The organism is Prevotella amnii CRIS 21A-A (assembly GCF_000177355.1).
Classification (GTDB): domain Bacteria; phylum Bacteroidota; class Bacteroidia; order Bacteroidales; family Bacteroidaceae; genus Prevotella; species Prevotella amnii.
Genome location: NZ_ADFQ01000003.1, coordinates 29455 through 51144 on the forward strand (window position 1 = coordinate 29455; position 21690 = coordinate 51144).

Consider the following 21690-nt stretch of genomic DNA (forward strand, 5'->3'; position numbering starts at 1 on the left):
AGTAATATTTTATTTTGGCTTAACCAAAGCAACAGGCACACAAAAAACTATCATAAACGTTAAATATAGCTTTTTTCTAACTTTAACACATATATTATATACATATTTATACAACATAAAAACACAGACACACCTTTATACAACACAAAAAGATTACCTTTGCAAAATATTTTAACACACAAAAAAATATTTCCAAAAAACAAAATGAAGAAAAAATATAAAATGATAGTGCTCGACTTAGACGGCACACTAACAAATAACAATAAGGTAATAACCCCTAAAACTAAAAACGCACTTATACGCGCACAAGAACAAGGCATACGCATCGTTTTAGCTTCTGGCAGACCTACATACGGCATCGCACCCTTAGCACAAGAGCTACAACTAAAACAATACCACGGATACATTCTTGCCTTTAACGGAGCAAAGATAATAGACTGTGCCTCTGGTAACACACTCTTCGAGCAAACACTACCATTAGAACTTGTTCCTACGCTATATGAAAAAGCCATAGAACATCACATGAACATACTTACATATCAGGGAGAAAAAATAGCTGCTACTTCTACACAAGATAAATATGTGAAAGAAGAAGCACGTATCAACAAGCTACCCATAACCCTATATCCCAACTTTCTAAAACAGATAGTCTACCCCATTAACAAATGTCTTATCGTGGGAGACCCTACACCGCTACACCTATTAGAAACAGAACTATCAAAGACGCTCGAAGGGAAGATGAGCATATACAGGTCGGCTGATTATTTCCTTGAATGCGTACCACTAAATGTAGATAAGGCTCTCTCTATAGCCAAACTGCTAAAGCTCACAAACATTAAAAGGGAAGAAATAATAGCTTGTGGCGATGGATATAACGACCTTAGCATGATAAAATACGCTGGACTGGGAGTAGCTATGGCAAATGCTAACGAAGACATTCGCCGTAAAGCGGACTATATTACACTATCTAACGAGGAAGACGGAGTGGCTAAAGTAATAGACACTTTTATCTTATAAAAACCTCTATAAAAAACATAGCACAACCATACATTTATAAAAGGTGATGTTTTACCCTATAAAACATCACCTTTTGCAACCTAATATAATTATAAAATTGTATCTAATTGAAAATAAAGAAGTTACCTTGTTGGTATAACTAAACAGGTAACGATTTGGAAACGAGCGAGCTACTTCAAGTTGCTGTTTTCTACCTAACAAAGAACGCTTGTTATTCTATCTGCAAAGATAATACTTTGTTACCGAATAACAAGCGTTCTTGATGAAAAACACACATAATTTTACCAGCTTGAATGAAACAAGTGGTTGGACTTATAGTTTCTACTTACAAATCTAAAACTTTTCACCTTGTAATGCTATCCAGTTTGAACATTCTGAGGAAATAGTCCTTTTTAGATTTGCATTAAGCATCTTACATACGTTCTTTATTATATTATGGACATCCTCCTTGGTGGTATTTCTCTTTAGTAATGTGGTATTCGGCAAATAACACCTCGTGCCATTATTACCTATGATTATATCCTTAAAACCATACTCTTCAATTAATGTATTCCTAACTTCGGTATGTCTGCTATCTATATCGTAGGTTAACAGCACATTGTATGTTCTTTCCATATTGTTTGTATTAATAGTTAATAAATTCTTATTGTCAACTAGCAAATAATGTGCCAACAATGAAAGTATTGTTATTCAAATTTTCTACAGCCTTCGTCCTTTCTTTTTCCTATTGGCTTGGTATCTGAGCTTACGTTGCCATGCGGTCTCGGCATAGTCCTCGCCATGTGTCATTGGCGTAATCATTCCACCTACTCCCTCCACCAATTCATCGGCTGCGCTGATAGCTGTATCTGCCATCGCTCTTATAGCCTGTGCGATTTGTGGAGTATCCTCCGTTGCTCGTGGGCTGTATGAAAGTCTTGGGGGTACGAGTTGATAGCCAGCATCCTTAGTATCTGTATGCTCTGACGATTTGCGTATTACTTGGGCAGATACATTCGTCTCGGCTTTCTGACTTGCCTCGAAATTCTTTTGCAAGGAATGGTAGCCAAACTCCCTGCCCACTTCCGATGCCTTGAAAGATTGTCCGCCAAATGAGAACTTCAAACCATAGACCTTGCCCTGCTTGTTCTTCATACGCTCTATGGAAATGCCGTTCTTATTCAGTTCATAGAGGAACATGGAGTGTCCCGTGATGCCTGTTCCTTTATACTTCTCAAGCAGGGTATAGCAAACATTCTGTATTTGATGCTTTGTCTGCTCTCTTGTTGGATTGGCTTTTGCCTTTGGGTGTTTTCTTTCTGCCTTGACTTCTTTTGCGATAGTCAAGTTTTTCTCCCTGCTTATTTCCTCCGCTACCCTCGCTGCCTTGTTGCTTACAAAGGTGGTATCATAGACCTCTCCGTACAGACTGATACGGTTGGCAATAATGTGAATATGTCTGTTGTCGGTGTCCTTGTGCGTTACCGCCACCCATTGGTGGTTGTCAAGTCCCATTCGCTTGGCAAACAAATGGGCTATTCCCATAAGTTCTGACACAGGTAGCTTTCTTTCGTCTTGTGGTGCGATACCGATTTCGATGCGGAGGAACTTGTTTCTGCATCGTGTGTTGTAATCGCTGACCACTTTCATTTCCTCGTAGATAGCCTTCGGTTCCCTGCTGCAAAGGTTGTGGAAGGCAAGCCGATTGCCAAGCTTGCCCTCCCGAAAAATATACTCCAGCGCATTGCTGCCGTGCGCTATTGCCTTACACTTTCCTATCATCTCTTGTCATATTTAAGACCTTATATATCTCATCATCCACACGAAAATGAGGGTCGTAAAACCGCTTAAATGCTTCTTTGGCACATAGCGAAAGGTTCTTAGTGATATGTACCCACCTTTCATCCTTTACCTTGATGAGGTTGGAAATCTGCCCATAGAACCGTCCTGTATGCTGAAGTATACAAATGGCTTCCATTTCATTGTCGGTCATCCTAGGAACGGCTGCCACCTCTCCATTTAGGAGTATCTCACGACAGTAATCGGAGAACTTACGCCCCGCACTTTCCGCCTTTGACTTGATACGCTGCTTTTCCTCTAAGGTGCATCTAACCTTGATGAACTCTGTCTTGTTCATCTTCTGCTCTTCCTTATTCTGTTGCTGCCATTTGGCAGTCTTTTTATTATATCTGTTCATATATGCTTCTTTGAAAGTTAATCATTATAGATGATTCATTGTCTCTTAATTCTTGAATGCTGACCGATGAGAACGGAGTGATTACGGTCTTATCTCCCCGATAGTCTGACGAGGGGAGCTGGGCGCAGTTTGTGGGTACAAACTGACGTCTTGCAATGCTACCGAACAAACCATTTACGCTTAAAACGTTTTATAGCTTAAAAACGAATGCCGTGCATTCTATGACTAACTGCATTCGTGGCATTCTCACAGAGAACTAAACCGAAGAAGAAAAGGTAGACCTATTTTGAAGAAGGGGTAGACCTTTTTCCAGAAAACCGTCTACCTTTTCTTACGGCTTACAGTCTTCTCCATTTCTCTATGTCCTCACCATATTCCTCCAGATGCTGACGAACGATGTTCTCAACGAAGCTTGAAAGGTTGCTGCCCCTGTCGCCTAATCTACGCACAATGAAGTCGGCACGCTCCTGTGTTTCCCTACTCAGATAGACTGCCTTACGGTTGTTTAACTTGGTCGGCACAAGATAGGCTTGCTTGTAGGCTTCGAGTGTTTTCTTTCTCATCTTGGCACTGATACGTCTTTGAACAGTTGCACTCTCAGTGTTCCGTGCAGGGTCGGAGTGCATGGTATTCTCTGTGTCCTGCTTGTTTGTTGGTCTTTCTCTTTCAGGAACCGCAGTCGCTTCTTGTGAAGTAGAATCGTCCTCTGCTTCATCTTCCACGCCCAAGAACCATGAAAGGTCTTTGTCGCTCATCATAGTTTTCTTTTCCATTTCTATTTCATTTTAAGTTTGACTTGTTTTGATTTCTTGTTTTGTCCTGTAATTGATATGTGTGTCTGTTCCTGCGCTTTCCGTTTCTGCTGCTCACGGGCACGGCTGACATGATATTCGTTGAGATCCTTGAAGTCTTTGTAATGTATGTTCATGTCCTCAACATGGAAGCCTGCCTTTATGAAATCTTGAACAGCCCTCCGTCCTGCTTCGTCATTGTCAAGGAAGGAACGGATATGGGTGAGGTGTCGGTCATTCAAATAGCGGATAGTCCTTGCCACGTTGCTCACGGAGTTCATCACAAGGCAGTGGTTGGTAATCTCTTCTTTCATTGAAAGGAAGGAGAGGAAGTCCATGAAGCCTTCAAAGATACATACTGGCTCCGCTCTGTCCGTGAATATCGGAGTAATGTCCTTCGGGGCTATCGTTCCCTTGAACGTCATGTCGTCCCGAAGCTCATAGCCGCTAGAGAGATTGGTAAAGCCGATGGCTTGATAGCGCCTGCCCCTTACCTCATAGCTGATACATTTGAGGAATGGCATAGCCTTTTCCAAGTTGATGCAACGCACCTTTGTAAGGTACTCCTGAAAATGTGGTGGTAGGGTGTCTGATATTTCTATCAGTCTCCTTGCTCCATTTACAGCCATTACAGGCTGGGTGTTGTTTGGTGCGAAGCCATTACGAGAACTATATGTGCCATTATCGGGAGCGTTCTGCCCCAAATGGCGGATAGCTTCAGATAGCGTGCAGCCCTCCATACGCATACAGAGGTCGATGATGCTTCCGCCCCTACCTTCGCCATAATCTATCCAAAGGTTCTTCTCAGTGTCCACCTTAAAACTCGGATGCGTTTCCTCCCTGAGCGGTGAACGGTACATGGCATAGGTCGGTGTTTTGCGGACAGGTTTGATACCTTTCCTTTCGAGATACTCCACGATGGGGTATCGTTTGATACGTGATAAATCTTCTTCTTTCATTGTTTTGATACTTTAATGGGTTGAATGATAATTATTTATGTTTGTCTGTGTTTATGGTTTTACCTTTTCCAAAGTTTTTCCCCTCCAAACTTTTTCATCTTTCTTCTTACTACATACTATTCTGTGATAAGTGATTGATAATCAGTGTTACTTTGTAGTATAAGACAATACTACACATTCTACTACATTTGGCTACTACAAGTGTGAAGGAGCGGGCATGGCAAGATTTTCCTAATCTTGTAGACATAGATGGGGCTACCACCATTTCTTCGTTTGCTCACCTTTATGTATCCTGCTTTCTTCAAGGCTTCGCCCATCCGCTTGGCAACAAGTGGCTGGTGGGTATAAATACCCAGATAGGTAAGTATCTCCGTAGTGGTCATTAACGAATATCTTTCATCCTCCGTTGGCTTTTCAAAACAACGCAACAAAAGCTCCATCTCTGCAGTTTGTACTTGAAAGTCCTCACTCTCTCTGTATAGTTCGGCAATCTCATCATCATCAAACCAATAGCGGAAGCCCATATTCAACAAGGCTTTAGCTTCCGCATAGATATTGTCCATCGAGATAGCTTTTGCTCTCTCAATATCTATGGAAAGCACTTCAAAGGGCAGGAACCGTCTGCTGCCTGTCGGGTCGGTAAGAAAATCGTTGCCGTTCACCGATGCCACAAAGCTTGCCAAGTGGGGATGTTCCTCCACATACTTGTCGTATGGCATACGGTATTTGACCATCGGGCAGGTAATGAGGTTCTTCAGTTCGTTCTCATCCCGCTTATTGAGGGCTTTTAGCTGGTCGTCTATGTTTACGATAAGGTTCTGACCGATATAAGTGAGTGTGTCTTTCTCCTGCGGATATATTTTTCCTGTGTAACTGTAACCGTGCAGTGCTGGGGGACAGAGCAGATCAAGGAACGTGGTCTTGAACTTTCCCTGCTCACCTGTCAACACAAGGCAGGTATGATTACGGCACTCACGGTCGTCCATCGCATTGGCGACCACCGCCACAAGCCATTTGGTAAGATACGGCAACCATTTGTTAGAATTACGGACAACAACGCAGCTTGCCAAATCGGGAATCGCTTTCAATGAAAAGGGAGAACTACTGCTTACATCCACCAATGGCAATCCCTTGAAATACTCCTGTATGGGATTGATACGTGGAGAGAAGCTGCTCTCGATAATTGAATAGAGGTTGTCGGAAGATGTGATAATCCCCACATCGTTGTCAAGTTCCCTGCGGAGCGTGTTGATTTCATAGCGCCCCACCTTTGTGAAATCGCTGCTATTCATTCTGCGGTATTCGGTTCGTCCCAATACCGTGTTGTATCTGAACTCATAGCGAGAGGAGAGATAGGCTTCTATCTCCGAGTTCTTGGAAAACTTCCTTCTTGTATGAAATTCGCTGTTTCCGCCCTCAGATTTGCCTTTATCTGCATTCTTCTTCATTATATGATTGGTTTGGTTTCAAAGAGTGAAGTTATGAAGAGAACAGGAAAGTGCCAAGCATTCGGAGAGTGCTTGCATAATGTTGCGCACATTGGCAATGAATTTCTCACGGATTTCAGGTAGGAAACTGTCGGAAAGCATGGATTTAAGCCCCAAACAAGAGGACAAGTATAGAAATGATGCAAGAAAGGAATGTGTTTATTTGCTCCAATCCGAATAGCATTGCGTCAGATAAAACGGATATGATAAAATGGAGTATGGAGGCAAAGAAAGAGAGCGACAATCCCTTTGTCTTTTCCTTGTTTTTCCCTGTATTTCCTTGCTGCTCTCTCGTGCTTTGAAGTATGGCAAACACATCATACTTTTGCAGACAGAAACGTGCATTAAGGCGCAATACAAAAAGGAATTACAAACAAAACAACAATAAAATTATGGGATATTTTATCATTACGGATTCAAACTGGGCAAAGCTGAGGAACGAGATACTCAGCCTTGCCGAGACATGCCACAAGGCATTCGGGGAACAAAGCAGGCATACCGATTGGCTGCACAACGGGGATGTGTGCAGGCTGCTCAACATCAGCAAGCGTACCTTACAGCACTATCGTGATACGGGTGTCTTGCCCTTTGCCCAAATCGGGCATAAGTGCTACTACAAGCGTGAGGATGTAGAATGGCTGTTACAGACAAAATCGGAGAAATCAAAAACAGACAAATAAAAGAACGAGAAATAAGACAAGAGAACGATGGAACAGGTAAGGGACTTAAACACGGAGGCTGACGATATGCAGGTGGTGCTGTCCGCTATCAGCAGTGTAAGTAGAAGGATAAAGGAAGTAGCACAGACCCACAAACCGCTGTTTGGTGGAGAACATTTCCTCACAGGTAAAGAAGTATGCGAGAGGCTGTATATCAGTCCTCGCACCTTGCAGGACTATCGGGATAGGGGAATTATCCCCTACACTCAGTTTGCAGGGAAGATACTCTATAAGGAGTCGGATTTGGAAAGGTTGTTGGAGGATAACTATAAGGAGTAGCAAACATGTTCTCTTCTGAATATGTTATAAAATCTAAAATAATCAACAATGTGATTGATTATTACACTTTTGTGTAATGTATATATGCTTTATTACATCTACTTTTGCCTAAAATAATTGTTTCATTATGGAAGAAAGATACAGCAGAAACAGGCTCTATATGAGTGAGAAAGAGCAAAGTGTGATAAAGGATTATAAGATATTCCTTGGTGGTGCAGGTATCGGCAGCATTGTGGCAGAATGTGCCTTGCGGTTTGGCTTCGAGCATATTACCATTGTTGATGGCGATAAGGTAGAGCAAAGCAACCTGAACAGGCAGAACTATACAGAGAATGATATTGGCAGATACAAGGCTGAGTGCTTGGCTGAGCGTTTGCTAAGCATCAATCCTGATGCACAGATAGATTACCATACAGAGTTCCTTAACCCTGATAACATCGAAGAGATGCTGAATGGGCATAATGTAGCCATCAATGCATTGGACTTTAAGGATAAAACTCCATTCGTCTTTGATGAAATTTGCAAAGAAAGAAAAATCCCAGTACTGCACCCATACAACTTTGGTTGGGCTGGCTTTGTTACGGTTGTAGACCCATTGGGGCATTCTTTATCTGAACTGACTGAAGAGCCAAAGGGATTTGAATTAAAGGTAGCTGAGTATGTTACTGGACACGGGGCTTTTTGGAATCAACCTAAAGAGTGGTTAGACAAAATTGTAACCCAATATAAAAAGGAAAGCGAAATGCTTCCACCTCCACAACTGTCCATAGCATCATGGATTGCAGCAGGCTTGTGTACAACGGCAATGTACAATCTTGCTACAGGAAAACCTGTGAACTATTTTCCTAAATTCTATCTCTCTTCGCTTTTGCCGTAAGTTATTTTTTCAGAAGAGTTTGTTTAAGGTAGCTCTTGAAATAGCTTCGGTGATATTCGTCACGCCTAATTTGTCAAAGGCGTGGCGTTTATAGGTTTTGATAGAATCTAACGAGCGGCACATTCTGTTCGCAATTTCCGTCATGGTAAGCCCTGCTGCTGATAACCGTAGCACTTCAAGTTCTTCTTCTTTGAGTGATATTCCATCACGTTCTTTCCACCGATGCCCTTCGAAAGAATATTTCCAATAGTTAAGATTACCCTTTTTGTGAAACTCTACATGTCCCACTGTTTTATGTGAAGATAGTGATACGACACACATACCAATCCATATCTTGCCTTCATCTGTCAATAGAATGGGAGTAAGCTGGTGATTAATCAACTTACTTTTTGTTCCACTCTTCAGATGAAAATGATATGACATGGAACATTGGTATTTATCAACATTGTCGAAAGTATCAAAGAACTTAAACCCACTTTTATTCAGCTCAACAAGCATTTTTAGTTCTTCCTCTGGTACATATTTCAAATAAAAACTATACCCCAATTCCTTCACCTCCTTTGCTGTATGACCACAAAGAAACAAAGGATTATCTGATACATAAAGAAACTCCTGCTTATAATAGTCTATCAAATAAATGCTCTGATAGGTTACACGTGCAAAGGACTCTACTGTATGAATCAATGTTGACAATACATTTGAATCGTAATCTGGTGCATTACGCACGGTGTTCGATGCTATAAAGAAATCTTTTATGTCTGTCATATATGCTAAACGTGCTAAGATTCTCTGATATATTTCACTACAAAAGTACATTTTTAATGCGAAATACCGCAAAAAGATTACACAAAAGTGTAAAAAACAAAGAGAGAAATGAAGATTTACACAAAAGTGTAATAGGTGATATTTGCATAAGAAGTATTTTTGCCATATAAATCAAGAAACAAAAAGCATTATGGAAAAACAGATTGCAACATTTAAGGACTACGCTATCTTCATGGCAGACAAAACGAGTCTGTTGGAAATAGCACAGTTTGTGGTCAAGGAAAATTACTCCCATCACTTATCTTCATTTACAGAGAAAGAAGTAAATGAAGATATCAAATCAGTGCTTGAAGAAGAGGAATATCTGTATGATAACAAATCTCATATTTATATTGCAAGGGATGCCTTTGGGAATATAATTGGCTGCATCAGGAGTTTCCATTGGGATAAACACAAGACTCTTCCTATTGAAAAAATATACGGAATAAATCCACTGAATGCTATTCACGGGGAAAGTAAATATAGTTTTTGGCATATCGGGCGCTTTGCCGTTGCAAAGGATTCGGGAATATCCACATTGACATTGTTCAAGCGGCTAATGGCATTGGCAGTAAAACCGATAGTAGAGGACAAGTACAGCTATATGATAGCAGAGATTGACAGCAAACTATTGAAAGTAATGAAGGGCTTGGGATTTGGCACACGTCAAATAGGGAAATCCATAGATTACCTGACATCGGAAACTGTTCCTGTATGTTCCAGTAAGAGAGGTATAATGGGGTTCTTTTCAAAGTATGGTGAACTTTGCAAGGCTGCATGATTACACTTTTGTGTAATATTTCAGACAACAAATTCAGAATTACACAAAAGTGTAACGATATAATTTGGAGAAACCAATACATTTGCAACATCGAAAGACAAGAAAAGTTGTCGGCATATCATGATGTTGACTCCAAAATTATAATAAGACAATACATATAATAAATAATATAATGTTTATGAAAAAGAAAATTCTCACGTTGCTCATGTCTGGCTGCTATGGTATTCTTGCTGCACAAACTACGGGAACGGTCGTAGATGAAAACAAGCAACCATTACCAGCTGCAACGGTTTCGTTGTTTCGTGAAAGCGAAAATAAGATGATTAGTGGAGTAGTAACTGATATGAATGGCGGCTTTGAACTGAATACGCATGAAGGAGAGAACTATAGAATAAGGATATCTTTTGTTGGGTATTCTACGCAGGAAATTAAATGCCAAAACATTTCTAAGCACCTTTCGGTGGGTACAATCATGTTGGAACCAGAAAGTAAGCAGCTTAATGACGTTACAGTGATCGCCAACAACGTAATACAAAAAGCTGACCGCCAAATAATTATCCCTAATCTGCTTCAGCAAAAAACATCAAGCAATGGTTTAAGTTTGTTGCAGCATCTTCAGCTTTCACGAATCTCTGTAAATACGCTTGACAGTAAGGTGACTACCACTATGGGGGATGCCGTAGAGTTACGTATTAATGGTGTAAAGGCAGAGATACAGGAGGTGAAGGCTCTCTTGCCGGCAGACGTATTGAGAATAGAATATCATGATAATCCTGGTCTAAGATACGGAAATGTAGCTGCCGTAATTGACATTATCTTAAAAGAAAAGAAGAATGGTGGAAGCATCTCCGGAGAGTTTATGAACACTATCAATCCCTTAGGTATAGGAGATTATCAGTTATCGGGTAATTATCATGTAGGTAAGTCAAACTTCAAGGCATCTGTAAACTGGAATCGACGTGATGTAAACTGGTTACGTGAAAACATGGAGGCTTTCCATGCAACGACCCCCAGTATCAGTAACTATGAGATAGGGCAAAAGACAAAGGCACGATATGACAACATCAATCTATCCATAGGATACGATTACATAAATAGCGGAAACATATTGAGTGTTACTTTTCGTGATTTATATAACAATACGCCTCATGCGGTATCTGATAGAAATTCCAAACTTATTCAGGATAGCAATACATTCGATATCAAGGACCGCACCAAGTCAAGGAGCAACAATCCATCGTTAGATATTTATTATCAGCATGAGTTTACCAAGGATCGGCATCTGTTCTTTGACCTGATAGGAACATATATCAATACTAAAAACGACCGTTTATATCGCCAATCTCTGGGGAATGCTGTGCAGGAAATAACTTCCCATGTCAATGGCAATAAATATTCGACCATAGCTGAAGTTATTTACGAGCAGAAAATCAAGGATTCGCGGTTGTCATTCGGTCTGCGACATCAGCAGATGTACACAAAAAACGCATATGATGGAAACACATCCTCAAGCGTAAAGATGAATACAGGTGAGAGTTATGGTTTTGGAGAATGGGCTTCAAAGTTAGGAAAACTGGATTATATGGTAGGTGTAGGTGCTATGAGAACCTATGTTAGCCAAGGAAATGCCAAACAGGTAAAATATATATTTCGTCCAACTATTCAGCTGGGGTACCGTTTCAACAATTATCTGTCAATACGCTACAAAGCCTACATGGGAGGCTACGCACCCTCACTTGCCGAATTAAGCGATGTTGAACAACACATAGACATTTACCAAATACGCCGTGGAAATCCAAATCTACAGGCGGTCAGATTTTTCTCTAATGAACTATCAATTAGCGTAGGAACAAAATATATTAGTGCAGAATGGTTTACTCGTTATAGCTATGATGATAAACCATATATGGAAGAAACAACCTATTCGAATGGCTTCTATGTTAGGAGTTATGCCAATCAAAGAGGCTTCCATCGTCTGAACTCTCAAATAAACCTAAAAGTACAACCTTGGAGGGATTATATGTCCATCCAATTTACCCCATTTGTCAATCGCTATATCAGCAATGGCAATACCTATACGCATACACATACTAACTGGGGCTTGCGTGCCAACTTAATGGGAATGTACAAGAATTGGTATGTAGGCGCCAATCTTGAGACAAGTTTTCATAGACTGTGGGGGGAGACACTTAACAAAGATGAGAAATCACATAGTATAGTTTTTGGGTACAATAGAGAAAAATGGGGTGTAGAACTCCAGTTGCAGAACATCTTCAGTTCACGTTATGAAATGTCTGTAGAAAATCTTTCCCATCTTGCTCCTTATAATCAAATGGTATGGTCGAAAAATCTATGTAAGGTTTTTGGCATAGACTTTCATTTCAACCTGAACTTTGGAAAGCACGGTTCTGAGGTGAACCAACGTATTCATAACTCTGATACTGATGCAGGTATTGTGCCAACAACGAAGTAGCAGATAAATATAAATTCACGTACAGATAAAGAGGATGTCGAAAATCTTTAAAAGAGTAGACGTTATTAAATACTTTTAGCCTTATGGCAGAAATTAATTTAAAAAAGCTCCTTGATGAGTCCATGTTGAAAGAAATCGATCAAGATTGCATTATTTTGAACGAAGAGCAGGCCGACGAATTATACGGAGGAGCAGAATGGGGTTACTATGGTAACTGTTCATTCGGTAATTGTCACTAAGACAGTTACAAAATGAGTATTAGGGGATGCTAACTCTGGAGCGTGAGTTTTACTCCGACAATAGCATTCCCTTTTTTCTAATATTATAACATAGAAAATGGAAAATAAACTTAAACTCTCAGCATATTTATTTAAGAATTTATATCACATTAAGAGACATCAATTAGGTCTCTTCTTTTCTGGAAGAACAGCAAAAAACATTTTTGTATCAGCTAACACCTATAATTCTGTCATCAATGAAGATTTTAGGCATATAGACAAAAATACAATGGAGTTATTAATTAAAGCAAAGGTGCTTGTTCCAAAGGAAGAAGACGAGTTTAGATCAATAAACATAGAAAACCAAAAGATTTTAAAGAAGCAAAGACAGTACCATAGTGAGCACCTATATATGTCCATTCAACCAACTGATAAATGTCAATTTGCTTGTAACTATTGTGGTCAAGAGCACAACCATGCAGAAATCAGTATAGATACCATAGAATGTCTCATCAAACAGATTGATATTAAATTATCTGCACATGATTATCAGGACATGGAAATAGGATGGTTTGGAGGAGAACCGTTATGCGCCTTAGATAAAATGCGTATAATCAATAAGCATATAAAAATTCTGACAAATAAGCATAAGATTAAAAATCTATCTCATATAACTACAAATGGCTATATACTCACGCCAGATGTATATAGAGAGTTAAAGGAACAATTTAATTGCAGGAGGATAGAAATAACAATAGATGGAGATAAGGAATTCCATGACAAGCACCGTTTCACGTGTAGCGGTAAAGGAACTTTTGTTAAATTATACAACAATTTAAAGTCTATAGTCTCAAGCCCATACTATGATAAGACTAAATGCATGATAACCATTCGATGTAATATTGATCAAAGTAATATAGATGGTGTTATTCCACTTTTACATAAACTGTACAATGATGGGATGCAGGATAAAATTCGTTTTTATTGTGCATGTGTTGTTTCATGGGCAAACAATGGTGCTGGTGATGCCAAGACATGGAAGATAATTGGGAAAAAGTCTACAGAGTATATACTTTATATGCTAACGCATGGTTTTAGAACAGAGATTCTTCCGCACAGAAGTGGGCCTTATATATGTATTGGGACAATGAAAGAGTCCTTAATGTATGATGCTTATGGTAATATTTACGACTGTTCGGAGACAGCCTATTCTACAAGATATTTAGGAGGTCCATTGCATTTGGGCAATATACATAACCGAGGTAATAAGCGCAAAAATAGTGCCTTAGCGACCATTCCCCACATGTTGTTAAGTGGTCAGATTAAACAGTGTAAAGATTGTAAGTATTATCCTTTATGTGGAGGATTATGTCCACTTGCATTATATGAGAAAGAACCTAGATGCCCTATGTTTATATATAATATAGAGGATCGCATGCTAATAAATGCTATATACAGACTTAACCATATAAAATAATAACATAATGCATATAATTCAAACATATAGTCAGTTAAGAAGTTATGGACTGAACTTTTGCGGAGGTTATTTATCTCCACTAGTCAATTGGCTATCAATAGCATTGAGTGGATTACTCTTAAAAGAGTATAACCCACAAATACCCCTTTGTATGTATACAAATTTTGAGTTAAAACATATATTTAAAGATTTGTTTCTATTGCCATATGATACATACTTCATATTGGATGACATCAAGAATGAGTATAGGGATTTTTACTGTTACCCTAAAATTCAAACATATAGTATGCAAAATGCTCCCTTTTTGCATATAGACTGTGATGTGTTTTGCAAGGAAGCGCTCAAGAAGCGCTTATTAACAGCAGACTTAGTAGCCCAGCATGAAGAAAACGATTCAAATTTCTACATGTTAGTACTAAACCATTTGAAATCATGCAATGCGATAATTCCTGATTACATGAGAGTATGTTTCGGTGAAAATAATATACATTCATATAATGCAGGGGTATTGGGTGGTAATAATGTGTTCTTTTGGAAAGAGTACATTGAATATGTTAAAGATTTTTTATCAAGCAATGCTAATAGTATAAGAAAGTCAGACAAGAAGTTTCTTTATAATGTTGTTTTTGAACAATGGATTTTTTATGCCTTAGCACATACAAAAAGAATCAAGGTTGAAACATTTATTAAGGGTGTTGTTAAGGATTTTGTTATGCCTTGGGGAACAGTCCCTGACCAAGTAGTGGAAGCTAACAATCATCCTTATATTCACATAATGAATTACAAAAGTCATCCACGCTGTAATAGCTATATCATTAGGCAAATGTATAGGAAGTATCCAGAGTATTTTGACCGAATACTCTATGTATGCCATAAAAATGATATTTGTCAAAAAATCACACTAAAAGGTATTGCAAATAGTGAGTATGAGAAAAGAGCAATAGAATATGAAAAAATATCTAATGGAGACTTATTAAACTCTATAATTTCAATTTCTCCTGATGTTAAATTCATAAGTAATAAAAAAGTTTCAACATTACCTGATAAAAAGGAATGCAAACAGGAGGGATATCTAAAAACATACAATACATATCTTGCGCAGAATGTGTATATAAAATACGACTCTGTTATGACAAATCTACTTAAAATATTTAGGAAGCCTATTCGGTTAAACGAAATAATAACAGACTTGAATCCCTTTCAACAAGAATATTTAATTACAAGTATTCGCAAGGGATTATTTGATAATGTATTAATTATATGACACCATAAAATAACAAAACATAGTGCATACTTTATAATTAATACTTTGGTGGCATGAGCATAATGCTACACTAATGTATTTTAAGTGTACTAATTATATAGTCATATACACTCAGAAGGTTTAATACTTATACAACCTAAAATTAAGGTTTTTGTTAGTAGCTTAAAGGTATTTTTAGAAAAAGATTTTGTTTTATTAATATTATTGCATACATGAGGTTTTTACAGACATATTACAGTTTCTCCACAGATGAAGATCCTATGTTCGATAAAGCAGGATTTCTCTCACCTGAATTTCATTGGATAACTATGGCTATTAGTTGCCTTTTACTAAAGCAGCATTATGGTCATGTTACGCTGTATTGCAATTCCACAGCTAAAAAAGTTGTTGAAGAATTGTGTATTCCTTATGATCAGATAGTAACAATTCCGAATATTATGGAAGGGTATTCTGGCTATGAATTATGGGCTTTGCCAAAATTATATACATACAGTGAACAGCATGAACCATTTTTACATGTAGATTGTGATTTTTTGTTGTATGACAGCTTACCAGATTCCTTTTGGAAAGCAGACTTATTCGCACAAAATATTGAGTATGACGATCAATTGTATAATCGTAAGTGCATAGATCGTTTCATACAAGTTGGAGGAAAAATTCCCAATTTTGCAGATATAGAGCTTAAAAATAAGATTATTAGTGTGGCTAATGCAGGCGTACTCGGAGGAAATGATGTGAAATTCATTCAATACTACACAGAACAAGCATATAGATTTATATATAACAATGATAGGATTTTGAAACTTAATCATGACGGTTTTATAAATTCTGTTTACGAGCAACTTTTCTTTTATTGCCTAGCTCAAAAATATAATAAAACTATAAGCTACTGCACTGAAGGTGAAAAATTAAGTACTTTGTTTGATTGGATGAATCTTGATATGTCGTGTTTGAAAAAACACGGCTATTGTCATATGCTTGGAAATATAAAAAAAAGAAATGATGCACAAATTTTTGCATCAAGGCTTCTAGAAAAAATAGATCCTGCTTTACATCATCATATAATCAATACATATATCCAGCATGGCGGTATCCCAATATCTAATTATCTGAATTTTATAGATACTCCTTATATCCATCATTACAGGACTTCCAACGAAATATTAGAAAGGTCACGTAGTTTTAAAGTTTCTAAAAATTATGATATAGGAAAAATAATGAAAGAAAGAATCTATACCGAAATTAAGAAACTGGACAACACGTGCATCAAAGTTGAGAAACAACTAGAAGATAATAAGAAGGAATTTTTTAAAAAGCAGTATACTTGCATTAATAGCTTTTGGGAAAATGAGAGATTATATGAGAGTAATTGTCAGTTTATTTTAAATCCTTTTATTAGCTTGACAGATATATCATCAGAAACATTGATGTATATTACAAAAAATCAAAAAATTGAAAATAAAATGTATAAAGTTGTAACTATACCAGATGCTTTTCGTCAAACAGTTTATGAAGTAGTTGCTCGTGGAACGGTTGAAACTATTATAGACTATCTCCTACAGGAGCATACAGCAACAGCCTCCGATATAATAGATAATGTTTGTGCACTATCACAAAACAAATATGGTAAAGAAGAGTATGAAGCTAATTTAAGATATGTAGAAAGAATTATTTACCGGATGATAGAAAACTGTATTTTAACAATATCGAATATCTAACGTCCAGTTTTATTTTTGACTATTATTGAAATATTAATGCTAAAGCTCACAGTTTAATGAAACATATTCGTTTCTTACATCAATACGATTCTATGCAATGTGGTATTACATGCTTACAAATGATATGCGAATATTATGGAAAAAGATACTCTTTATCTTTTTTAGAAAAACTATGTACGCCAACTACAGAAGGAATTTCTTTATTGGGACTAAGTAAAGCTGCAAATTACCTAGGCTTTGATACGATTTGTACCCAGATAGATATTACCAATTTATCCAAATATCCGTTACCTTGTATTCTCCATTGGAATCAGAATCATTTTGTAATACTATATAAAATAAGAAGAGACAAGAGATTTTATATAGCAGATCCTAGTAAAGGATTAATTAAATATAATTTAGAGGAATTTAAGAGTCATTGGATTAGTACAAGATTGAAAGATAAAGAGCAAGGAATCGCTATGCTTTGCAGTACTACTCAGTTACTTGATAACAATAATATTAAAGAAGAATCCAAGCTGAAAGAAGAACGCTCACTCAAGTTTCTTTTCGGTTATGTCAAAAAATACGGAAAGCACTTTGGGCAGATAGTCTTAGGCTTACTTGTGGGCAGTCTGCTGCAACTTATCCTGCCTTTCCTCACGCAATCAATTGTGGATGTGGGAATCAAAAACCAGAACATCGGTTTTATTTGGTTAATACTCTTGGGACAACTTGTCCTTACCATGAGCCGTACTGCCATTGATTTTATCCGTCGTTGGCTCTTACTGCATATCTCTATGCGGATCAATATTTCTCTTGTGAGTGACTTCTTCATCAAGCTGCTCAAACTGCCGATGTCGTTCTTCGACACTAAACTGATGGGCGACCTTATGCAGCGTATGGGTGACCATAGTAGGGTGAACACGTTCTTAACTCAAAAGACACTTAGCATCGTGTTCTCCCTCTTTACCTTTGTGGTGTTCAGCATCGTGCTGCTATCCTATAATTGGCTTGTCTTTACCATCTTCATGCTCGGTAGTCTGCTCTATGGCGGTTGGCTTGCACTCTTCCTCAGGCGCAGAAAAGTACTTGATTACGAACTCTTCGAGCAGCAAGCCATCAACAACAACAAGACCTACGAGTTTATCACCTCTATGCAGGAGATAAAACTCCAAGATTGTGAACAACGTCGTCGTTGGGAATGGGAGGACGTGCAGGCAGACCTCTTTGGAGTGCAGATGAAATCCCTTAAACTCCAACAGACACAAGAGGCTGGTAGCATATTCATCAACGAACTGAAAAACATCGTAATCACCGTGGTGGCAGCCACAGCCGTCATTCACGGACAGCTCACGCTGGGTATGATGCTTGCCGTGCAGTATATCATTGGGCAACTCAACTCACCTGTCGAGCAGTTGATGAGTTTCTTCTATTCGGTGCAGGATGTGAAGATAAGTCTTGAGCGTATCAATGAAATCCACCGCATGGATGATGAGAACGGAAAGCAAGGATTGGAAATGGCAGTGAAAGAAAAAAATCAAGGCATAGACCTTGAAGCCGTAAACTTCAAGTACGATTCTCACGCATTGAAAACCATCATTGATGATGTAAGCCTCACAATCCCCAAAGGTAAGGTAACTGCCATTGTCGGAGCGTCGGGTAGCGGAAAGACCACCCTCATCAAACTGATGTTGGGCTATTATCCCGTATTGGGAGGACAAATCACCATAGGCGGAACAGGTGTAAATACGCTAAATAAGAAGTGGTGGCGCAGACAGTGTGGCGTGGTGATGCAAGACGGTGTGATATTCTCCGAGAGTATAGCAAGGAATATAGCCGTAGATGATGGTGAGATTGACAAGGAGCGATTGCAAAGGGCAGCCGAAATAGCTTGTATTCATGACTATGTAATGGGACTTCCCTTAAAATACAACACTAAGATTGGTCGCGATGGCGTTGGCTTGAGTCAAGGACAGAAACAGCGTATCTTGATAGCAAGAGCTGTATACAAGAACCCCGATTATATTTTCCTTGATGAAGCCACCAACTCGCTCGATGCCAATAACGAGCGCATGATTGTGGAGCATCTGGATGAGTTCTACAAAGGCAAGACGGTAGTTATCGTAGCACACCGACTAAGCACGGTGAAGAATGCTGACCAAATAGTGGTACTGGATAAAGGCAAGGTGGTCGAGATTGGCAACCACGAAGAACTCACGGCAAAGCGTGGTGCATACTACAATCTTGTAAAGAATCAATTGGAGTTAGGAAACTAACGTAAAGGAAAAACAACTATGGTAGACGACAAGATAGAACTCCGCAGCGAGAAGGTAAGGCACATCATTGGCGAGATACCGTCAAAAATTGTACGCTATGGCATCATGATTATCACTATTGTAATATTAGGACTACTGGCAGGTGCATACTTTATACCTTATCCTGAAACCATCAGTGCAAAGGTACAGATGACAAATGCCCGTCAAGGCACAATCGCCGTTCCCTATAAATACGTAAATACGTTAGCGAGAGGAATGACGGTAAACATCGAATTTGAGGGTTACGATGCAGAAACCTACGGAGTTGCAAATGGTGTAATAACAGCCACATCGCATATACCCTTACAAACGGCAGAAGGCAACGTGTTCACGGCACAGGTAAGGATAACAGATTGCAAGTATAATCTCATCAGCGGAATGACAGGCACCGCATCTATACTTGTAAGCAATGAAAGCATACTTCAGAGGATTGTCAGGCAAATAACAAACATCATATAATTTCCTTTTTAATCGTAATCAAGCGGTGAAAGAAGAAGGGCAGTTGTAGTTACTGCGTAGTACCATTGTTTCGGGTATTTTACTACACGTTAATCCTTTTTCTTTCACCGCTTTAACTCCTATTGTAGTAATGTAGTAAGATATAATCGGTGAAAGAAAAAGGAAAGATAAGAAATAATCATTAGTTATTCGTGTTACCGAGCAGAAATATCGGTGTTATCACGGATGCAGGTTTCTGCAATCTCTCACAGAGATACTCTCTAAATAAATGGGCTTCCGTGCTGTCCAACTGAAAAGACAGGGCGATGATGACAGGAAGCGGATAGAGCGGAGCATAACCTTTTAGTTGTTCGTTTGCATAAATATCTTCCTCACCTGCAATCCTCTCATCGAGATATAGGTTGGAGGATTTTATTATCGTTTGCATCCTATGGTTGAGTTTCCTCCATGTTACCCCGAAGAACCTCACAAGTTCACTCTCTGTCATGGCTATCCCTCCATTTCCCTTGCGAATGACCTGCATATTGCAGCCCCAATCAAAATAGCTACGATGATTCTCCGTGCTAGTCATTGTCCTTTGTTTATAGTTCGTATTCATGCCGTTTCTTCCATTTTACAGGTTACAATATCCGAAGATTCACAAGTCTCTCTCTCCGCTATTTCTTTCTCATTTGCCGATTGTTTGGCTATAAGCCTGTCCATATCCTTTGAAATCTTGTTGTCCGTTACCTGCGCATAAATCTGCGTGCTTGATATGGAGGTATGCCCCATCATCTTGGCTATGCTCTCAATAGGAATACCTGCGCTTAGACACATCGTACCAAACGTATGTCTTGCCATGTGGTACGAAAGTCTTTGACGGATACCGCAAGCCTTACCCACGATGCTCAGGTTCTTGCCCATCACGCTACGGCTGCAATGAGGTTGAAAGACAAGGCTGTCGCCTTTTTCTTTCACCGTCTGCTGTTCTTCGTTTCTTGCCTGCTCGTTCCTGCAATGGCTGATGATGGCTTCAGCTACGGGATGCAGTGGTACGATGAACTCGACCTTTGTCTTCTGTCTCTCTTTGCGGATATACCTCTGTCCATCCGCTGCCGTTTGGATATGCCTATATTGCAACGTTTCCATATCAGCGATAGCCATACCTGTGAAGCAGGAGAAGACGAACATCAGCCGAGCCAATTCCGATTCTCTGTCGTTCATCGTCATTGCCATGAGTTTCATTACATCGCCCTTTTGCAAGAAGCGTATCTTCTTTTCCTCCTTCTCATACTTGGCGTTCTCAAAGGAATTGCAGCGGATAATCCTGCTGCTCACCGCACGAAACATCAGTCGGCTCAGCCAACATAGATTGGTATTGACAGTCGATGCTTTCAGTCCACGCTTTTTCAGGAAGAAACGGTATTCCTCGAACAAACTCTCCGTAATGGTGACGATAGATATGTCTTGTACTCCTTTGTTTTCGATAAAATCTCGGAGATTTTTATCAGAATAGTAAAGGTTCAGATAAGTCCCCTCTGCCCTTGACTTTCCAACGCTTTCCTTGACGGCTTGCAGTTCCGCCTTGCTCATTGCAAGGAGCGTGGTGGGATTGGTGGCAATGCCTTGCAAACTGTTCTTGATAAGTTCCACACTTACCACTCCTTCCATCGTCAGTATGTCCCGATAGGTTTTTTCTATCAATTCCCTGAACTCATTGATTCTTTGGTTGGTCTTCCTATTGGTTGTCAAACCCTGTTTGGAGTTCCACTCGGAGACTTTACACTCTTCTCCTGTGGTAATGGCGGTGCTCTTTCCGTCTATGGTGATACGGCAGAGAATGGCGGTGTTGCCGTCTGCCCTTGTTTTCTGTCTGTTGATATAGAACAGTATCTTGAATGTACTTCTCATTGTC

General features: G+C 39.1%; 22 protein-coding genes. 12 read left to right on the top strand and 10 right to left on the bottom strand.

Annotation, left to right across the window (positions count from 1 at the left end; translation table 11 throughout):
• Nucleotides 1–204 precede the first annotated feature (204 nt).
• A complete protein-coding gene (locus HMPREF9018_RS00155) occupies nt 205–1017 on the top strand; it encodes a Cof-type HAD-IIB family hydrolase (RefSeq protein ID WP_050773457.1) in 813 nt (270 codons plus the stop codon).
• A gap of 333 nt (nt 1018–1350) precedes the next feature.
• Here the strand turns inward: HMPREF9018_RS00155 and HMPREF9018_RS00160 are convergent, their stop codons facing one another.
• The 7 genes from HMPREF9018_RS00160 to HMPREF9018_RS10520 all read right to left on the bottom strand — a co-directional run bounded on the left by HMPREF9018_RS00160 (nt 1351) and on the right by HMPREF9018_RS10520 (nt 6785).
• Nucleotides 1351–1632, bottom strand: coding sequence for a hypothetical protein (locus tag HMPREF9018_RS00160; RefSeq protein WP_023926014.1), 282 nt, complete (start codon nt 1630–1632; stop codon nt 1351–1353).
• A gap of 84 nt (nt 1633–1716) precedes the next feature.
• Complete coding sequence (locus tag HMPREF9018_RS00165; protein WP_008446581.1) at nt 1717–2778, bottom strand: relaxase/mobilization nuclease domain-containing protein; 1062 nt, start codon at nt 2776–2778, stop codon at nt 1717–1719.
• Nucleotides 2762–3193, bottom strand: a complete 432-nt coding sequence (locus tag HMPREF9018_RS00170) for a plasmid mobilization protein (protein WP_008446711.1) — start codon at nt 3191–3193, stop codon at nt 2762–2764. The genes HMPREF9018_RS00165 and HMPREF9018_RS00170 overlap by 17 nt, the downstream gene beginning before the upstream one ends.
• 338 nt (nt 3194–3531) lie before the next feature.
• The gene (locus tag HMPREF9018_RS00175) at nt 3532–3966 is read right to left on the bottom strand and encodes a DUF3408 domain-containing protein (RefSeq protein WP_036854278.1); all 435 of its coding nucleotides are present in this window, start codon (nt 3964–3966) and stop codon (nt 3532–3534) included.
• Between the two features lie 2 nt (nt 3967–3968).
• Complete coding sequence (locus tag HMPREF9018_RS00180) at nt 3969–4943, bottom strand: toprim domain-containing protein (protein WP_008446543.1); 975 nt, start codon at nt 4941–4943, stop codon at nt 3969–3971.
• A 182-nt stretch (nt 4944–5125) separates the two neighbouring features.
• A complete protein-coding gene (locus HMPREF9018_RS11180; protein ID WP_008446599.1) occupies nt 5126–6391 on the bottom strand; it encodes a virulence-associated E family protein in 1266 nt (421 codons plus the stop codon).
• A gap of 145 nt (nt 6392–6536) precedes the next feature.
• Entirely contained in the window at nt 6537–6785 is a 249-nt protein-coding gene (locus HMPREF9018_RS10520; protein ID WP_025065928.1) for a hypothetical protein, read from the bottom strand.
• Between the two features lie 37 nt (nt 6786–6822).
• Between HMPREF9018_RS10520 and HMPREF9018_RS00190 the strand changes: the two genes are divergently transcribed.
• The 3 genes from HMPREF9018_RS00190 to HMPREF9018_RS00200 all read left to right on the top strand — a co-directional run bounded on the left by HMPREF9018_RS00190 (nt 6823) and on the right by HMPREF9018_RS00200 (nt 8305).
• Entirely contained in the window at nt 6823–7110 is a 288-nt protein-coding gene (locus HMPREF9018_RS00190; RefSeq protein ID WP_007574553.1) for a helix-turn-helix domain-containing protein, read from the top strand.
• A 27-nt stretch (nt 7111–7137) separates the two neighbouring features.
• The gene (locus HMPREF9018_RS00195; RefSeq protein ID WP_008446653.1) at nt 7138–7428 is read left to right on the top strand and encodes a helix-turn-helix domain-containing protein; all 291 of its coding nucleotides are present in this window, start codon (nt 7138–7140) and stop codon (nt 7426–7428) included.
• A 127-nt stretch (nt 7429–7555) separates the two neighbouring features.
• A complete protein-coding gene (locus HMPREF9018_RS00200) occupies nt 7556–8305 on the top strand; it encodes a ThiF family adenylyltransferase (protein WP_008446518.1) in 750 nt (249 codons plus the stop codon).
• 9 nt (nt 8306–8314) lie between these two features.
• Here HMPREF9018_RS00200 and HMPREF9018_RS00205 read toward each other — a convergent pair whose 3' ends face one another.
• Nucleotides 8315–9070: a response regulator transcription factor gene (locus tag HMPREF9018_RS00205; RefSeq protein ID WP_008446719.1), complete on the bottom strand. Its 756-nt coding sequence runs from the start codon at nt 9068–9070 to the stop codon at nt 8315–8317.
• Nucleotides 9071–9260: 190 nt separating this feature from the next.
• Here HMPREF9018_RS00205 and HMPREF9018_RS00210 point away from each other — a divergent pair, with 190 nt between their 5' ends.
• The 8 genes from HMPREF9018_RS00210 to HMPREF9018_RS00240 all read left to right on the top strand — a co-directional run bounded on the left by HMPREF9018_RS00210 (nt 9261) and on the right by HMPREF9018_RS00240 (nt 19796).
• The gene (locus HMPREF9018_RS00210; RefSeq protein WP_008446642.1) at nt 9261–9890 is read left to right on the top strand and encodes a hypothetical protein; all 630 of its coding nucleotides are present in this window, start codon (nt 9261–9263) and stop codon (nt 9888–9890) included.
• Between the two features lie 178 nt (nt 9891–10068).
• Nucleotides 10069–12363 carry a TonB-dependent receptor gene (locus HMPREF9018_RS00215; protein ID WP_231551773.1) on the top strand — a complete coding sequence of 765 codons (2295 nt, stop codon included), beginning with the start codon at nt 10069–10071 and terminating at the stop codon, nt 12361–12363.
• A gap of 83 nt (nt 12364–12446) precedes the next feature.
• Nucleotides 12447–12602, top strand: coding sequence for a hypothetical protein (locus tag HMPREF9018_RS10940; protein WP_009434700.1), 156 nt, complete (start codon nt 12447–12449; stop codon nt 12600–12602).
• A 97-nt stretch (nt 12603–12699) separates the two neighbouring features.
• Nucleotides 12700–14058: a radical SAM/SPASM domain-containing protein gene (locus HMPREF9018_RS00220; protein ID WP_008446465.1), complete on the top strand. Its 1359-nt coding sequence runs from the start codon at nt 12700–12702 to the stop codon at nt 14056–14058.
• A gap of 7 nt (nt 14059–14065) precedes the next feature.
• On the top strand, nt 14066–15322 hold the full coding sequence (locus tag HMPREF9018_RS00225; protein WP_008446699.1) for a DUF6734 family protein: 1257 nt from the start codon (nt 14066–14068) through the stop codon (nt 15320–15322).
• 212 nt (nt 15323–15534) lie between these two features.
• A complete protein-coding gene (locus HMPREF9018_RS00230; protein WP_009434704.1) occupies nt 15535–17040 on the top strand; it encodes a DUF6734 family protein in 1506 nt (501 codons plus the stop codon).
• 56 nt (nt 17041–17096) lie between these two features.
• Complete coding sequence (locus HMPREF9018_RS00235; RefSeq protein WP_008446692.1) at nt 17097–19298, top strand: peptidase domain-containing ABC transporter; 2202 nt, start codon at nt 17097–17099, stop codon at nt 19296–19298.
• 18 nt (nt 19299–19316) lie between these two features.
• A complete protein-coding gene (locus HMPREF9018_RS00240) occupies nt 19317–19796 on the top strand; it encodes a hypothetical protein (RefSeq protein ID WP_008446501.1) in 480 nt (159 codons plus the stop codon).
• Between the two features lie 181 nt (nt 19797–19977).
• Here HMPREF9018_RS00240 and HMPREF9018_RS00245 read toward each other — a convergent pair whose 3' ends face one another.
• A complete protein-coding gene (locus HMPREF9018_RS00245) occupies nt 19978–20367 on the bottom strand; it encodes a hypothetical protein (RefSeq protein ID WP_008446589.1) in 390 nt (129 codons plus the stop codon).
• Between the two features lie 23 nt (nt 20368–20390).
• Complete coding sequence (locus HMPREF9018_RS00250) at nt 20391–21686, bottom strand: site-specific integrase (RefSeq protein WP_008446491.1); 1296 nt, start codon at nt 21684–21686, stop codon at nt 20391–20393.
• Nucleotides 21687–21690 lie beyond the last annotated feature (4 nt).

Coding starts and splice junctions, on each gene's coding strand:
- HMPREF9018_RS00215 (WP_231551773.1), top strand. CDS start 10,069: ATGAAAAAGAAAATTCTCACGTTGCTCATGTCTGGCTGCTATGGTATT.
- HMPREF9018_RS00160 (WP_023926014.1), bottom strand. CDS start 1,632: ATGGAAAGAACATACAATGTGCTGTTAACCTACGATATAGATAGCAGA.
- HMPREF9018_RS00190 (WP_007574553.1), top strand. CDS start 6,823: ATGGGATATTTTATCATTACGGATTCAAACTGGGCAAAGCTGAGGAAC.
- HMPREF9018_RS00240 (WP_008446501.1), top strand. CDS start 19,317: ATGGTAGACGACAAGATAGAACTCCGCAGCGAGAAGGTAAGGCACATC.
- HMPREF9018_RS00225 (WP_008446699.1), top strand. CDS start 14,066: ATGCATATAATTCAAACATATAGTCAGTTAAGAAGTTATGGACTGAAC.
- HMPREF9018_RS00195 (WP_008446653.1), top strand. CDS start 7,138: ATGGAACAGGTAAGGGACTTAAACACGGAGGCTGACGATATGCAGGTG.
- HMPREF9018_RS00205 (WP_008446719.1), bottom strand. CDS start 9,070: ATGACAGACATAAAAGATTTCTTTATAGCATCGAACACCGTGCGTAAT.
- HMPREF9018_RS00200 (WP_008446518.1), top strand. CDS start 7,556: ATGGAAGAAAGATACAGCAGAAACAGGCTCTATATGAGTGAGAAAGAG.
- HMPREF9018_RS00155 (WP_050773457.1), top strand. CDS start 205: ATGAAGAAAAAATATAAAATGATAGTGCTCGACTTAGACGGCACACTA.
- HMPREF9018_RS00180 (WP_008446543.1), bottom strand. CDS start 4,943: ATGAAAGAAGAAGATTTATCACGTATCAAACGATACCCCATCGTGGAG.
- HMPREF9018_RS00220 (WP_008446465.1), top strand. CDS start 12,700: ATGGAAAATAAACTTAAACTCTCAGCATATTTATTTAAGAATTTATAT.
- HMPREF9018_RS00250 (WP_008446491.1), bottom strand. CDS start 21,686: ATGAGAAGTACATTCAAGATACTGTTCTATATCAACAGACAGAAAACA.
- HMPREF9018_RS00235 (WP_008446692.1), top strand. CDS start 17,097: ATGAAACATATTCGTTTCTTACATCAATACGATTCTATGCAATGTGGT.
- HMPREF9018_RS00165 (WP_008446581.1), bottom strand. CDS start 2,778: ATGATAGGAAAGTGTAAGGCAATAGCGCACGGCAGCAATGCGCTGGAG.
- HMPREF9018_RS10940 (WP_009434700.1), top strand. CDS start 12,447: ATGGCAGAAATTAATTTAAAAAAGCTCCTTGATGAGTCCATGTTGAAA.
- HMPREF9018_RS00245 (WP_008446589.1), bottom strand. CDS start 20,367: ATGACTAGCACGGAGAATCATCGTAGCTATTTTGATTGGGGCTGCAAT.
- HMPREF9018_RS00210 (WP_008446642.1), top strand. CDS start 9,261: ATGGAAAAACAGATTGCAACATTTAAGGACTACGCTATCTTCATGGCA.
- HMPREF9018_RS00170 (WP_008446711.1), bottom strand. CDS start 3,193: ATGAACAGATATAATAAAAAGACTGCCAAATGGCAGCAACAGAATAAG.
- HMPREF9018_RS00230 (WP_009434704.1), top strand. CDS start 15,535: ATGAGGTTTTTACAGACATATTACAGTTTCTCCACAGATGAAGATCCT.
- HMPREF9018_RS00175 (WP_036854278.1), bottom strand. CDS start 3,966: ATGGAAAAGAAAACTATGATGAGCGACAAAGACCTTTCATGGTTCTTG.
- HMPREF9018_RS11180 (WP_008446599.1), bottom strand. CDS start 6,391: ATGAAGAAGAATGCAGATAAAGGCAAATCTGAGGGCGGAAACAGCGAA.